The following is a 14,883-nucleotide window of genomic DNA, read 5'->3' as shown; positions in this document are numbered from 1 at the left end:
AAGGGGGCGCTTTTTTGTGCCCGCGGGATGCAATCATCCTGTAATATTTCGCGCGCTTGTGTCACAATTGTTACACTTTTCCCCCTGCTATTGAGCGGATTGGAAGAAAAGGATATAATTTATTCATCATACAATCCAAGGATGGAAAAACCATGTTCAAGAAAACCATATCCGCCCTGTTTGCGGCGTGTATCATGATAATAGGAGCCGCGGCCGCGGGGTCGGTCTATCCGGTGCAGCGCACGGATATCGACGGCGTGACCCGGTACGGCTATCTGGATGAAGATGGCCAGACGGCGCTGCCGTTTTCGTATATCCAGGCCGGGGAATTTGCCGCATGCGGGCTGGCCGCGGTCGAAAACGACCAGTGGCAGACCGCGGTGATCGACCGCACCGGCCACATCGTCGTCGATTACACCGAAGCGCCGGTTTCGGTCGAGTTTTCGGATGACGCGATCGCCTATCGCTATGCCGACCACAGCGTGTATTACACGCTGTCCGGCAACAAGATCGGCTCTTACGCGGGCGCGGAGGGCTTTTTCGAGGACGGGCTGCTGCTGTGCAAAAGCCCGGCGTCCGGCCTGTATTCCTATGTCACCAAGGACGGCGCGACCGCTTTCGCGGGCGAATTTGAAGAGGCGGGCGCATTCTCCAATGGCCGCGCGCTCGTGTGCACGACGGACGGGCAGTATCTCGCCATCGACACCGAGGGCAAAACGATCTATACGCTCGACAGCAATATCCAGCCGTCTTATATGACGATCTTCGGTGAGGACACCGTGGTTCTGTCCAACGGGACCAATCAGGCGCTGTATTCGCTGTCCAAGGGCGAATATCTGACCGATTTCCTCTATAAGACCATTTCCGAGTTCCACGACGGCGCCGCGATGGTGTGTCAGGTCAACCGCTGGGGCCTGATGGACACGACCGGCAAACTGCTGACCGAACCGACTTATTACTACCTGTCCTATATGGGCGAAGGGCTGTATGCTGCGCGCAGCGAGGACGGCTCGGCATCCGCGGTCGATGTGTACGGCAACATCGCCTACCGCGTCAACAGCTATGTGGGCGGCTTCAATGAGCTGCGCTACGGCCTTTCCTGGCACGGCACGGCGGACGGCAGCCTGATTTTCTTCAAAAAGAACGGCGGCTACTTTGCCAGCCTGAAAAATGCCGAAAATCCGACGCTACTCAGCGAAAACGTCGTGCGCGTGACGCAGGACGGCACGCTCAAGTATATCAACCTGTCCACCGGCAAAACGCTGTTCGAGCAGCCCAAGTCCTTTGACCTCGGCAGCGGCATCACGGCCAAGACCGTGCATTATGAGAAGTTTTTGGGCTATCAGGCGGACGGCACCGAGCACGGCTGGGACGTGGATTTCCCCGAGATCAGCGGCCTGGCGGACGCCAAGGTGCAGAAGAGCATCAACGACGCCATCCGCGCGTTCTTCCTCAAGGGGCCGTCGGTCACCGCCGAATATGAAGCGCTCGAAGGCAGCTACGGCGCGTCGATCGAGGGGTCGGTGCTGGTCGTCTGGGCCAACTGCATCAGCGGCAAGGGCGCGGGCTCGTCGGTCTGGAACAACAGTCTGGCCTTCGACCTGCGCACGGGCGAGCAGTATCAGATCAGCGACCTGCTGGTCAGCGGCTATATGGACACCGTCAAGCAGCTGCTGCCGGCGGAGCACGCGATCTACCTGTATTCCTTCCCGCGCATGAGCGAGCAGGGCGTGACGTACTATTATAATGAATACGAGAGCGAAACGCGCCGCGCGTATACCGAAAGCTATCTGCTCACCTTTGAGCAGCTGGGCGACGCGGTGGACCGCGACAGCGCGTGCTATCTGGCGCTGCACACGGCGTATACCAAGCCGTCGGCGACGGTGGCGGGCTTTTCCGATGTGCCGGTGAGCCACTGGGCGGCCTCTTACATCCAGACCGTGTCCGAGCGCGGGCTGATGCAGGGCGCGGACGGTAAGTTCCGCCCGGATGACGCCATCACCACGGCCGAGGTCTGCGCCACGGTCGCGCGCAGCCAGCAGCTGCCCGACGCGGAGGCCACCATGGAGGGCATCAATCCCAACGCCTGGTACGCGCCCGAGGTCAGCGCGGTCGAGGCCGCGGGCCTGCTGGACGGCCTGACCGAGGGCTTCCAGCCCGAGACGGTCATGACCCGCGCGGACGCGATGCAGCTGTTTGCCAACGTGCTGGTGTCGCAGGGCGAGACGCTGCCCGACGAGCAGACCATTACCCAGACGCTGGCGGCGTATTCGGACGCCGCGTCCATCCCGGCCGACCGCCGCGCCGCGGTCGTGCTGTGCATGCGCAAGGGCCTGGTCAAGGGCTATGAGGACGGCACGCTGCGCCCGCAGGGCAGTTTCACGCGCGCGGAATTTGCCAAGCTCCTCACCCTGATTTGAGCGATCGTTTTGGGCTGCAAACCCCTGTTTTCAGGCGTTTGCAGCCCTTTTTCGTTCCGCGGCAAAGCGCCGCGGGCATCGGAAAACCGTTTTGGGGAAAGGGGTGTCGAAGCATGGGAAAACCCAGTCGGTTCCCGTAAAATAACAGTACACAAATGACGAAAACAATGGTAAAATAGGAATAACGAATCCAAAGAGGTGATAGCTGTGAAAAGATTTTTGTCCGCCGTGCTGGCGGCTGCGCTGCTTTTATGCATGCTGCCGGCGGCGTTCGCTGCTTCCGACATCGATAACCACTGGGCGAAAAAATACCTGCTGGAGATGGACGAGCTGGGAATCATCAACCCCTCTTCCTCCACCGGCCAGTATACGCCCGATCAGGCGATCATGCGCTGGGAGTTCATGCGCTATGTCAACCGCGCATTCGGCTTCACGGAAAAAGCTTCGATCAGCTTTTCCGACGTCAGCAGCAGCGCGGTTTATTATGAGACCGTGCAGATCGCGGTCAAATACGGTTACATCAACGGCGTGGGCAACAACAAGATGGACCCTGAAGGCACGCTGACGCGTGAGCAGGCCGCGACCATCCTCGGCCGCCTGCACAAATATACCCCGTCGGCCGACCTGTCCGAGCTGAACGATTTCTCCGACCGAGGCAAGATCAGCGACTACGCGCAGAGCTATGTGGCCGAAGCGGTCGCGCAGGGCTACATCAACGGGTATACCGACGGCACCTTCCAGCCGCAGGGCAACATCAAGCGCGGCGAAATCGCCAAGATCCTGTATTATTTCCTGGGTGGTTCGCTCAATACCGCGAATAAGGCCTATACCGGCAGCGACCTGAACAGCGATACCGCCAATGTGACGATCTCCGCTGCCTGCTCGCTGTCCGACACCGTCATCGACGGCAACCTGTTCATCACTGAGGGCGTGCACTCGGGCAACGTCAGCCTGACCAACGTCACGGTCAACGGCGATATCATCGTCAGCGGCGGCAACGTCACACTTGACGGCGTTTCCGCGCTCCACATGACGGTTTCCAATCCGCTTGGCCTGACCCCGCAGGTGACCTGCACGGGCAACACCAACATCGCTTCGACCGAAGTGCAGACTTCGGCCGCACTGACCGAGCTCAACCTCGCGGCGACGGCCGGCGGCTTTTCCGACCTTGCGCTGACCGGCGACAACCTTTCGCTGACGCTGGACGCCGCGGTGTGGGATCTGACCACGTCCGGCAAGTGCTCGATCCTGACCACGGGCAGCACCTCGATCAGCGAGCTGACCGCGAACGGTCAGACGACGGTCACCGGCGGCGGCTCGATCCAGTCCGCGGTGCTCAATGTGTCCGGCTGTGAGCTGATCATGCAGCCCGGCTCGTATACGCTGGGCGGCGGCGTAACCGCGGTCATCGGCGGCCAGTCAGTCACCTCGTCGAGCAGTGTGTCGGTCTCCCCGTCCACCCTGTCGATCGACATCAGCAATCCGGATGCGATCGCACATTCCTATGACTTCACCTTCAATGCGGACAAGAACGATCTCATCCGCATCACGGCAAACGGAAAAACGCTCCGTCTGGGCACAGACTACAACCTGCTGACCGATAAAAACGGCATCCGCATTTACAAGACCTTCCTGAGCACGCTCAAGGCGGGCAGCTACCCGATGGAGCTGCTGTTCGAGGACGGCACCAAGGCGCTGGTCGGTCTGGCGGTGGGCGATTCCGCGCAGAGCGCGGTCAGCCCCTCGCAGGTGGTGTTTGACAAGTACGAAGGCTCGGCAAACTACGCCGATGTGAACATCACGCTTGCGCTTGCGGCGGGCACGTCGCTCGAGTCGGTCAAGATCGGCAGCACGGTGCTCGAGCGCAGCACGGATTACACCTATAACGCTGCGACCGGTGTGGTCACGCTGCTGCGGGACGCGCTGGCAAAGCGCAGCCGCGGCTCGTACGGCATCACCTTTGTCGTCAGCAAGGGCAATTCCCTGACCTGTTCGCTGACGATCGAGGACACCGCCCCGGTCAACGAGGTCAGCCCGTCCGAGATCGACTTTGATTCCAACCCCAATTCCAGCGGCTTTACCGACCTGACCGTGACGCTCAGTCCGGTGGAAGGCGCAACGCTCAAGTATATCCGCGCAAACAACAAAACGCTGGAAGAGAACTGGCAGTACCGCGTGAGCGGCAACCAGGTGACGATCAACAAGTCCGCGCTTTCCGAGCTTGGCTCGAACGGCGCGACCTTTGTGGACTTTACTTTCGTCATGTCCACCGGCCAAAACCCGGTTCTGACGGTCAACTACGTCACGACCTATGCGCTGACCACGACCGTGGTGGATGACCTCGGCATGCCGGTCAGCGGTGCGGCGGTCACGGTGACGCCCTCGGATGCGGCGGACGGCAGCGCGACCCAGACCGCATATACCGATTCCAACGGTCAGGCGACCGTTTACGTCAAGCGCGGCTCTTATCAGATCACCGCGTCCCACGCGCGGTTCACCGCGCCGGTTTCCATGACGGCGAGCGTTTCCGCGGCCCGTTCGGTCAAGCTGACGGGCGAGATCCTCGAAACCGTGCAGATCGTGGTCACCAATGTGTACGGCGCGCCGCTGTCCGGTGCGATCGTCAGCATCGGCGGCAAGAGCATCACGACCGGCACTGACGGCACGGCGTCCTTCAACCTGCGGCGCGGCAGCTATGTGGCGCAGGTCGCCTGCACGGGCTACAAGACCCAGTCGGTCACGCTGGCGGTCAACGGCACGGTCCGCGAACGCGTGCAGATGAGCTGATTTTTTCGATAGGCACATAAAAAAACCGTCCGGCTTTTGCCGGACGGTTTTTCGTTTGCTCTATTCCGGTTTTTGGCAGGAATCGCGCAAAAACCGGATCACATCGCGCCGCGTGATGATGCCGCAGAACATGCCGCGCCCGTCGGTCACGGGCACAAAGTTCTGCGCGGAAACCAGCTCGATCATGTCCTCCATACGCGCGTCCATGCCAACCGAACGGTGCCGGATGCGCCGCGGCACTTCGCCGACGTTCATGTGATCCAGCTGTTCTGGGCTGTGGCTGAGCACGAGACGCAAAAAATCACCCTCGGTGATCGTGCCGGTGTAGCGGCCCTTGGGATCGATCACGGGGATGGCGGTAAAGCCGCTTTTCATCATATCGTCGAGCGCCTGCCGCACCGGGCAGTCCTCGAATAAGTACGAAACTTGCGCCTTGGGCGTAAGGAAAAAAGAAATATTCATGCCGTGTCCTCCTTGTGGGGTTCTGTCTCTATTGTACGATGCCGCCGCGAGAAGGTCAACCGATTCTGGTCAATGCTTACAGTTTATTAACAATTTGGACAGAGCCTATTGTGGAAAATGACGGCAGAGGCCGCAAGCCCGGGAGAAAAAAAGGACGCCGGAAGGCGTCCTTTTTGTTTATCCGATCACGCCGAGGTGCTCGAGCAGGATCTTGAGTCCCATCAGGATGAGAACCACGCCGCCGAACAGCTCGGCGCGTGATTTGTACTTCGCGCCGAACACATGCCCGACCTTGACGCCGATGCAGGACAGCACGAAGGTCGTCACGCCGATGAAGCACACCGCGGGCACGATATCCACCTGCAAAAACGCAAACGTGACGCCGACGGCGAGCGCGTCGATGCTGGTCGCGACCGCGAGCGGCAGCATCGTGGCAAAGGAAAACGAATCACTGAGGTTTTCCTCGTCGGTATCGCGCGACTCGCGCACCATGTTGCCGCCGATGAGCGCGAGCAGCACGAACGCGATCCAGTGATCGACGCTCGTAATCAGCGTCTGGAAGCGCACGCCCAGAAAAAAGCCGATCAGCGGCATGAGCGCCTGAAACCCGCCGAAATACGCGCCTGTGATCAGCGCGTGGCGCGGCCGCAGCGTGCGCACCGAAAGCCCCTTACAGATCGACACCGCGAACGCGTCCATCGACAGACCGACCGCGATGATAAACAATTCCAGCAAACCCATTTTCTTGTCCTCCTTGTTCTTAAGGCAACACCGCATCATCTGGTCTTCGGCGCTTTGCGGAAATTTTTTGCCTGCATTTTGTTGCGTTTTTTTGCAATACAGTAAGTATTGCTGCAAAAACGCGCCGCATTCAGCCGGAAAATTTGCGCGCAAATCGCTCTCGGCAAATTATGCGGTATTGCCTTAGCAGCGCCGGACAGGCACAAAAAAAGAGACCTATCCGCCGTAAAAACAGATAAGTCTCGTCATTTCATGCAGAACCAGGGAAGCGTCCTCCCCAGTATGTTGGCCCTGCCGCGCGGTGGAACAGTTCCGCGCCGACTACTCCCTTATTACCGCTTATGATACCATATGCGGCGGGCGAAGTCAATATCCGCGCGTCAGCCGTGGCGCAGGCGCTCTTCCATATAGTCGTGCGCGCGGTTTTCCAGCGTGTCGTCGAGCGGGGTGAGCGGCTCGGCGCCGTCGTACTTGTGCGCGAGCGCGGTGTGCAGGATAAAGTCGGCAAGCGCCGGGTTTTTGGGCAGCAGCGAGCCGTGCGAGTAGGTCGCAAACACGTTTTTGTAGCGCGCGCCCTCGGTCTGATCCTCGCCGTTGTTGCCGTAGCCCTTGAGCACCATGCCGAGCGGGGCGACGTCCTCGCCGAGGTAGGTCTTGCCCGAGTGGTTCTCAAAGCCGACCACGATCGTGCCGCCGCTTTCGGGTGTCGTGCGGTACATATAGTTGCCGATCATGCGCTCTTTCGCGCCGATCGTGTGAATGTTGATCGCGCCGATGAAGTCGAGCTGGTTGCCGTCCCACGTTTTGTAGTACTGGCCGAGCATCTGATAGCCGCCGCAGATGGCGAGGAACACCTTTTCGTCCTCGACCGCGGTGCAGATATCGCGCCCCTTGCCGGAGGCAAGGTCGCGCAGCAGCACTTCCTGCTCGAAGTCCTGTCCGCCGCCGATGAAAAAGATGTCGTATTTGTCCACGTCCAGCGGCTGGCCGATCGAACATTCCTCGATGTTGACTTTGATACCGCGCGCTTCCAGCCGGCGCTTCATGGTGATGATATTGCCCCGGTCGCCGTACAGGTTGAGGATATCGGGGTACAGATGACAAATATTCAGTTGCATGTCCTTCCCCTCCCCTTATTCGTAAAATGCCTTGACGTCGGTGTGCTTGGCGATCTCGCCGCGCAGGTCGAACATCGCCGTGTAAGTCGGCATGAGGAACGCAGGCGTCTCGTCCGCGCCGACTTCACCGAGCAGTGCTTCATAGTCCCGGATGACCTCGATGCGGTCGGCGGTGAAGCCCGCGTATTTCAGGCGCAGCGCCATGTCGTCCGCGCGCACGCCCGAAACCAGAATGCGCGTGAAGCGCGCTTCCTGTTCGGCCAGCGCTTCAAAGTCCACATCCCAGATCCAGCTGATGTCCGTGCCGTCCGCGAAGCGGTCGTTGAGCAGGAAGGCCAGCTTGCAGGTGCCCTTGTCGTGCGCGATCAGGTTGATGACCTGATTGAAGCCCGCCGGGTTCTTGACCAGCATCATGCGCGCCTGCGCCTTGCCGAGCGTGAACTGCTCGGCGCGGCCAAAGCCGCATTCAAACTGGCCGAGCGCGCTGACCGCGGTCTCCTCGTCGATGCCGACGACGTGCGACACGGCCGCGGCGGCCGCCGCGTTATAGATGTTGTAGCCGCCCGGCAGGTTGACGTGTACTTCGTGCGCGTGGCCGCAGATGGACAGCTCGATATCGGATGAATCCGCGCCCGCAGCCAGGATCTTGGTCACGGCGACGTCCGGCTCGTGCCGGTGGTAGCCGCACTTCGGGCACCGGAAGCCGCCCAGATGGCCGTAGGTGACGTAATCATATTCGTATTCGGTCTTGCAGTGGATGCAGTAGGGCGCGTCTGACAGCTCGTGCGCCGCGTTTTCGTAGATCGGGACGTTGACGCCGAACCACAGGATCTTGTTCGGGATCTTGTCCGCGAGCGAGGCGGTCAGCGAGCAGTCGGCGTTCAGGCACAGGGTCGCGTCCGGCACATGGGTGATGCCCTCGCGGATGGCGTTCAAGGTGTGCGTGATCTCGCCGTAGCGGTCGAGCTGGTCGCGGAAGATGTTGTTGACCACCAGACACTCGACCGGCAGAAATTCGCTCGTTTTACGGAAGGCGGCTTCGTCGCACTCGATCAGCGCGTGCGTGTACGGGCACTTGCCGGACAGCGTGCAGTGCTGCGCAAACACGGCGATGATGCCGGTCAGCAGGTTGGCGCCCGATTTGTTGGAAAAGTATTTGAGCCCCGCGTCGGCAAACGCCTGCTCGATCATGCGCGAGGTGGTGGTTTTGCCGTTGGTGCCGGTCACGACCGTGACCTTGACGCCGCGCGACAGTTCCCCGAGGATGTTCTTGTCGATTTTGAGCGCGAGCTTGCCGGGCAGGTTGGTGCCGCCGCGGCCGAGACGGCGCAGCACGGCGCCCGAGGCCTTACAAACCGCAACGGCCAGCCGGGTTTTCAGCTTCATATCATGACCCCTCAATCTGTCAATTTCATATAAATGAAGTATACCGCATTTTTCCGCGCAGTACAAGCATGGAAATGGGTCTCCTGCGGCATTTTGCACAAAATAACGATGGAAAATTTGGCAGCATGTCAAATTTCCAAAAGACAGAATAAAATGCACAAAAAAAGCAGGTTTGATTTGTGAAAAGATACCGGAGTGCATCGTAAAATGTACGAATTCGCGCAAAACCCCTTGCATTGACAGACAGATATTGTATAATTTAGATAGTGGCTTTAGCCAAATAACAGGATGAGGTGAATTCCAATGGATTATATGTCGGAATACAAGCGCTGGCTGGAAAGCGACGCGCTTTCGGAGGAAGAGCGCGCCGAGCTGCGCGCGGTAGAGGGAAATAACGAGGAGATCGAAAGCCGCTTTTTCGCGCCGCTGTCGTTCGGTACGGCGGGCCTGCGCGGCGTGCTGGGCGTCGGCCTCAACCGCATGAATCGCTTCACGGTCGGTCAGGCGGCGCAGGGCCTTGCCAAGCTGATCGTCTCCAATGGTCAGGCCGCAATGGACCGCGGCGTTGCCATCGCGTATGACAGCCGTCATTTCTCGCCCGAGTTTGCCCGGCAGTCCGCCTGCATCCTCGCGGCAAACGGCATCAAGGCGCTGCTGTTTGATGAGCTGCGCCCGACGCCCGAGCTGTCTTTCGCGATCCGCCACTATGGCTGCATCGCGGGCATCAACATCACCGCGTCCCACAACCCGAAGGAATACAACGGCTATAAGGTCTACTGGGAGGACGGCGCGCAGCTGCCGCCGGCCGAGGCAGACGTGGTCGCCAAGGAGATGGCGGCAACCGACATCTTCACCGGCGTCAAGACCGCGGATTACGACAAGGCGGTCGCAGATGGCATGATCCGCATCCTGAGTAAGGAAACCGACGAGGCATACCTCGGCGAGGTCATCAAGGTAGCGGTCAATCCGGATTGCGTTAAGCAGGTCGCGGACGACTTCAAGCTGGTTTACACGCCCTTCCATGGCGCGGGCTACCGTCTGGTGCCCGAGATTCTGCGCCGTCTGGGCTACAAGCACATCATCTGCGAACCCGAGCAGATGAAGATCGACGGCGACTTCCCGACCGTCAAGAACCCGAACCCGGAATATAAGGAAGGCTTCAAGCTTGCCATCGAGCTGGCCAAGCAGAACGACGTCGATCTGATCATCGGCACCGACCCGGACGCCGACCGCACGGGCATCGTCCTCAAGGACAAGACCGGCGATTATGTCACCCTGTCGGGCAACCAGGTGGGCGTGCTGCTGATCGACTATATCATCACCGCCCGCAAGCTGACGAACACCATGCCGGAGCATCCGGCGGTGCTGAAGAGCATCGTCACCACCGAGATGGCGCGCGCCGCGGCGAACAAGAACGGCGTGGAGTGCTTCGATACCTTCACCGGCTTTAAGTTCCTCGCCGAGAAGATCAAGCAGTTCGAGCAGACCGGTTCGCACCAGTACCTGTTCGCATTTGAGGAGTCCTACGGTTACCTCGCGGGCGACTACGCGCGCGACAAGGACGCGGTCACCGCTTCTATGCTGATCGCTGAGATGGCGGCCTATTACCGCACGCAGGGCAAGACCCTGTACGACGCGATGGAAGAGATGTACGAGAAGTACGGCTACTATTGCGAGCAGACCATCTCGATCACCATGCCCGGCGTGTCCGGCCTTACCCGCATGAAGGAACTCATGGGCGAGCTGCGCGACAAGCCGCTGACCCAGATCGGCCCGCACAAGGTCGAGTACACCCGCGATTACATGCCCGGCACCCGCACCTGCATGGCGGACGGCAAGGTCGAGCAGATCGAGCTCAAGGGCCAGAACGTGATGTACTATGAGCTGGAGGGCGGCACGATGTTCATCATCCGTCCGTCCGGCACCGAGCCCAAGGTCAAGGTATATATCATGGCCAAGGGCGACAGCAAGGCAGACGCCGCCGCCAAGGTGGACGCGCTGGCCGCCGCTGCCAAGGAGATCGTCAAGTAAAGATTGCTTTTCAGCCAAACAAAGGGCGTGCGCCGGTTTCCGACGCACGCCTTTGCGGTTTTTGGAGGACAGAGAACGGGGGAATTGCGATGAAACAGATCGTCATGCGCCTTGTAGCGGGCGTTCTGCTGGCCGCGGCGGTCACCGGCGTGACCGTGGCGTATCAGGCATCCGTGCAGCCGATCGACGGCACGCAGATCGCAACGCTGGACGACCTGCGCGCCGCGCTGCCGCGGGATACGCGGTATTACACCCAGACCTTGCGGTTCGATCAGGCTTCGCTGCGCGAGATGACCGGCGGCGCGCTGCCGGAGGACGGCGGCGGGGAGTGGTCGGAGTCGGTCTCGTACCAAGCCTATGACGCAGAGGGACGCCTGATCGCGTCGTTTTCCGATGGGGATGGCAAGCCCATGCTCAGCCTGAGAGAATATGACCGCGTGGGCAACTGCGTGCGCGGCGTGATGTATCTGGACAGCGCGCTGCTGACCGAGACGACCACAGCTTTCGACGAAGAGGGACGCGAAATCAGCGCAGAGACCCGCAGCGAGGGCGAAATCAGCACCAGAAGCGAACGAATCTACGAGCCGCAGCCGGACGGCACGACGCTTGCAGCCGTGACCGTATACGATGCGGACGGCGCGGTGATCGAGCAGGACGCCCACATTCTGGATGACAAAAATCGTATCGTCCACAGCGAAATCCAGCTGGGCGGCTATACGGCCGTCGCGGACTATGCTTACGACGACAAAGATCGGCTCATCCACAGCCTTGTGGATAACGGTGACGGCAATAAACGCGAAACCACCTTCCGCTACACCGACAGCGCGGACGGTTCGACCGGCAGCAGTGCCCAGTACGAAAACGGCGTGCTGCAAGGGCGCACGGAGCAGCGGTTCGACGCGCTCGGTGTGTGCATCTATCAGGCGGAATACAATGCCGAGGGCGTTCTGGTTTCGGAAACCATTTGCGAAGCGCTTTCATAAGTAAAAAAACGCCCGCTTTGCGGGCGTTTTTGCTTGTTTGGGTCACTTTTCTCTGCGCCAGGTCGCCGGGGCGAACAGCAGCAGCATCGGGAACACTTCCAGACGGCCGGCGAGCATGTCGAACATCAGAACGATCTTGCTCAGGGGCGAGAAAAAGCCGAAGTTTGCCGCGGGGCCGACCAGTTCGAGGCCGGGGCCGACGTTGTTGAGCGTCGCCGCAACCGCGGTGAAGTTGGTGATGAGCTCCTCGTTGGTGATCGACAGCAGCAGCACCGACACGATGAACAGCAAAAGATACGCGATCATGAACACGTTGACCGAGCGCACGACTTCATGCTGGACACGGCGGCCATCCATCTTGTTAACGCGCACCGCGCGCGGATGGATGAGGAACTGCATTTCCTTGCGGATGCTCTTGCACATGAGCAGCACGCGCGAGCATTTCATGCCGCCGCCGGTCGAACCGGCGCACGCGCCGATGAACATCAAAAGTACGAGCAGCGCCTTGCTGAACGCGGGCCACTGGTTGAAGTCCACGGTGGAAAAGCCGGTGGTGGTGATGATGGATGCCACCTGGAACGCGGCGTGGTGGAAGCTCTGGAAAAAGCTTGAGAACAGCGGCCGCACATTGATGGCGATTAGTACAGACGAGGCGAGAATGACGCCCAGATACAGGCGCACCTCTTCGATGCGGAAGGCGTTTTTCCAGCGCTTGGTCAGCAGCAGGAAATACACGCTGAAGTTGACGCCGAACAGGATCATGAAGATGGTCACGACCCCTTGCAGGTAATAGCTGTCATAATAGGCGATCGAGCTGTTCCAGATGCCGAAGCCGCCCGTGCCTGCGGTCGCCATCGAGGTGCAGGCCGCGTCGAACAGCGGCATGCCGCCGAGCATCAGCAGCACGATCTCCAGCACGGTCATGCCGAAATAGATGCCGTACAGGATCATGGCGGTGTCGCGCAGATGGGGCGACAGCTTGCTCACCGACGGGCCGGGGCTTTCCGCGCGCATCAGGTGGATGGTCTGGCCGCCGGCCAGCGGCAGCACGATCAGCATGAACACCAGAACGCCCATGCCGCCGACCCAGTGGGTCAGGCTGCGCCACAGGAGCGAGGCGTGCGAGAGCGCTTCGACGTCGCTCAGGATGGTCGCGCCCGTGGTGGTAAAGCCCGAGATGGTTTCGAACAATGCGTCCACCACCGACGGGATCTCGCCGCTGAACAAAAACGGCAGCGCGCCGGTCAGCGCCAGCACGATCCAGCACAGCGCGACCGTGACAAAGCCTTCGCGGGCGTAAAAGCGGGTGTTTTCCGGTTTTTTGTGACACAAAACGGCGGCAATCGCCAGACAGATCGCGGCGGTCGCCAGATAGGCCAGCACAACGGGTTCGCGGTACAGGATGGCGGTCAGCATGGGCAAAAGCAGGAACACCGATTCCACGCCCAGCATCCAGCCGATCAGGTAGCGTACCATGGCATGATTCATGATTCGATATCCTCCGCTTCTTCCGGCTGGAGAATATCCTGCAGGTCATTCATGCCGCGCCGGTTGGAAACCACGATCACGGTATCGCCTTCGCGCAGCACGTCGCGGCCGCGCGGGATGATGCGGCGGCCCTTGCGGTTAATGCAGCACAGCAGCACATCCGGGCGGATGGGCATATCCTGCAGCGGCACGCCGATCAGGTCGTGCGCCGCCACGCGGAATTCGAGCGCTTCCGCGCCGCCGTCCAGCTGGTGCAGCGTTTCCACGTTGGAACCCATCGAGTTCTGCATCGCGCGGGTGTATTGGCCGATCAGCTCGGCGGTCGTCTGCTTGGGACGGATGACCGTGCCGATGGGCAGGCTGGAGATGACTTCCTCAAAGTTGACGCGGTTGACCTTGGTGAACAGTTTGGCCTTGGAATGGCGCCCCGCGTGCAGCGCCAGCAGGATGTTTTCCTCGTCCATGCCGGTCAGCGCGCAGAACGCTTCACAGGTAGACAGACCCTCTTCGTCGAGCAGGTCGCGGTCGGTGCCGTCGCCGTGGATGATGGTCGCGCCCGGCAGCATTTCGGACAGCGCCTCGCACCGCTCGAGCTGGTTTTCGATGATCTTGACCGAAATGCCGGTTTCCAGCAGCATTTTGGCCAAAAAGTAGGAAATTTTGCCGCCGCCGATCAGCATGGCCGAGCGGATATGGTCGTTCGGCACGCCGATCTGGCGGAAAAACTCGGTCTGTTCCCGCGGCGGGACGATGACGGTCACGTCGTCGCCCTCATGCAGGATGAAATCGCCCTTGGGGATAAAGGTCTGCCCCTCGCGCCGCACCATGCACAGCAGTGCGTTCGTGCGCAGCAGCGGGTTGACTTCGCACACCGCCATGCCGTTGAGGCGGGAAGTGGACGGGACGCGGATATCGAGCAGTTCGATGCGGCCCTTGGCGAAGGTGCTCACGCCGATGGCGGACGGGAAACGGATCAGGCGCGAAACCACGCGCGCTGTGGACAATTCCGGGTTGATGACCATGGACAGACCCAGTTCGTCGCGGATGAAGCCGATCTCGGATACATATTCCGGGTCGCGCACACGCGCGATCGTGTGACAGCCGGCCGCTTTGCTGGCGATCAGGCAGGAAAGCAGGTTGATCTCGTCATGGGTGGTGACGGCGATCAGCAGGTCGGTCTCCCGCACGCCCGCCTCTTCGAGCACATGGTAACTCGTGCCGCTGCCGGTTACCGAAGTCAGGTCGAGCGTGTTGGTCAGCTCGGTGAGCCGCCGCTCGGACAGGTCGATCAGGGTCAGGTCATGCCCTTCTGCGGAAAGCTGTTCTGCCAGTGCGGAACCGACTTTGCCGCAGCCTACAATAATGATGCGCATGGTGCGCCTCCGATCTCTCTTTTTACAGGGTACATAAAATGGTAATACATAGCGATTATAGCGGTTTGGTAGCGAAAAAGCAATATCTTTGACC

General features: G+C 60.3%; 10 protein-coding genes. 4 read left to right on the top strand and 6 right to left on the bottom strand.

The features are described 5' to 3' along the window. The first annotated feature begins 152 nt into the window (after positions 1-152). A complete protein-coding gene (locus tag EJL02_RS05955) occupies positions 153-2,420 on the top strand; it encodes an S-layer homology domain-containing protein (protein WP_125115488.1) in 2,268 nt (755 codons plus the stop codon). 207 nt (positions 2,421-2,627) lie between these two features. Then, positions 2,628-5,207 carry a X2-like carbohydrate binding domain-containing protein gene (locus EJL02_RS05950; protein ID WP_125115487.1) on the top strand — a complete coding sequence of 860 codons (2,580 nt, stop codon included), beginning with the start codon at positions 2,628-2,630 and terminating at the stop codon, positions 5,205-5,207. Between the two features lie 60 nt (positions 5,208-5,267). Here EJL02_RS05950 and EJL02_RS05945 read toward each other — a convergent pair whose 3' ends face one another. The 4 genes from EJL02_RS05945 to EJL02_RS05930 all read right to left on the bottom strand — a co-directional run bounded on the left by EJL02_RS05945 (position 5,268) and on the right by EJL02_RS05930 (position 8,914). Then, on the bottom strand, positions 5,268-5,669 hold the full coding sequence (locus EJL02_RS05945; RefSeq protein WP_125115486.1) for a CBS domain-containing protein: 402 nt from the start codon (positions 5,667-5,669) through the stop codon (positions 5,268-5,270). Between the two features lie 177 nt (positions 5,670-5,846). After that, positions 5,847-6,410 carry a manganese efflux pump MntP gene (locus tag EJL02_RS05940; protein WP_125115485.1) on the bottom strand — a complete coding sequence of 188 codons (564 nt, stop codon included), beginning with the start codon at positions 6,408-6,410 and terminating at the stop codon, positions 5,847-5,849. Between the two features lie 380 nt (positions 6,411-6,790). Next, positions 6,791-7,528: a type 1 glutamine amidotransferase gene (locus tag EJL02_RS05935; RefSeq protein WP_125115484.1), complete on the bottom strand. Its 738-nt coding sequence runs from the start codon at positions 7,526-7,528 to the stop codon at positions 6,791-6,793. Positions 7,529-7,543: 15 nt separating this feature from the next. Beyond that, the gene (locus EJL02_RS05930; protein ID WP_125115483.1) at positions 7,544-8,914 is read right to left on the bottom strand and encodes a MurT ligase domain-containing protein; all 1,371 of its coding nucleotides are present in this window, start codon (positions 8,912-8,914) and stop codon (positions 7,544-7,546) included. Positions 8,915-9,217: 303 nt separating this feature from the next. On the opposite strand from EJL02_RS05930, the gene EJL02_RS05925 reads away from it, so the two are divergent. Next, on the top strand, positions 9,218-10,945 hold the full coding sequence (locus EJL02_RS05925; RefSeq protein ID WP_125115482.1) for a phospho-sugar mutase: 1,728 nt from the start codon (positions 9,218-9,220) through the stop codon (positions 10,943-10,945). Between the two features lie 89 nt (positions 10,946-11,034). Further along, positions 11,035-11,928: a hypothetical protein gene (locus EJL02_RS05920; protein WP_125115481.1), complete on the top strand. Its 894-nt coding sequence runs from the start codon at positions 11,035-11,037 to the stop codon at positions 11,926-11,928. A gap of 42 nt (positions 11,929-11,970) precedes the next feature. Here the strand turns inward: EJL02_RS05920 and EJL02_RS05915 are convergent, their stop codons facing one another. Beyond that, positions 11,971-13,416, bottom strand: coding sequence for a TrkH family potassium uptake protein (locus tag EJL02_RS05915; protein ID WP_125115480.1), 1,446 nt, complete (start codon positions 13,414-13,416; stop codon positions 11,971-11,973). Then, positions 13,413-14,789: a Trk system potassium transporter TrkA gene (gene trkA / locus EJL02_RS05910; RefSeq protein ID WP_125115479.1), complete on the bottom strand. Its 1,377-nt coding sequence runs from the start codon at positions 14,787-14,789 to the stop codon at positions 13,413-13,415. Before trkA ends, EJL02_RS05915 begins: the two co-directional genes overlap by 4 nt. Between the last annotated feature and the right edge of the window lie 94 nt (positions 14,790-14,883).

This window comes from Agathobaculum sp. Marseille-P7918, assembly GCF_900625105.1.
Classification (GTDB): Bacteria; Bacillota; Clostridia; order Oscillospirales; family Butyricicoccaceae; genus Agathobaculum.
This window is presented reverse-complemented; position numbering and strand designations above follow the sequence as displayed.

Excerpts from the sequence above, each read along its gene's own strand:
- EJL02_RS05955 (WP_125115488.1), top strand. The coding sequence starts at position 153 with ATGTTCAAGAAAACCATATCCGCCCTGTTTGCGGCGTGTATCATGATA.
- EJL02_RS05945 (WP_125115486.1), bottom strand. The coding sequence starts at position 5,669 with ATGAATATTTCTTTTTTCCTTACGCCCAAGGCGCAAGTTTCGTACTTA.
- EJL02_RS05940 (WP_125115485.1), bottom strand. The coding sequence starts at position 6,410 with ATGGGTTTGCTGGAATTGTTTATCATCGCGGTCGGTCTGTCGATGGAC.
- EJL02_RS05935 (WP_125115484.1), bottom strand. The coding sequence starts at position 7,528 with ATGCAACTGAATATTTGTCATCTGTACCCCGATATCCTCAACCTGTAC.
- EJL02_RS05930 (WP_125115483.1), bottom strand. The coding sequence starts at position 8,914 with ATGAAGCTGAAAACCCGGCTGGCCGTTGCGGTTTGTAAGGCCTCGGGC.
- EJL02_RS05925 (WP_125115482.1), top strand. The coding sequence starts at position 9,218 with ATGGATTATATGTCGGAATACAAGCGCTGGCTGGAAAGCGACGCGCTT.
- EJL02_RS05920 (WP_125115481.1), top strand. The coding sequence starts at position 11,035 with ATGAAACAGATCGTCATGCGCCTTGTAGCGGGCGTTCTGCTGGCCGCG.
- EJL02_RS05915 (WP_125115480.1), bottom strand. The coding sequence starts at position 13,416 with ATGAATCATGCCATGGTACGCTACCTGATCGGCTGGATGCTGGGCGTG.
- trkA (WP_125115479.1), bottom strand. The coding sequence starts at position 14,789 with ATGCGCATCATTATTGTAGGCTGCGGCAAAGTCGGTTCCGCACTGGCA.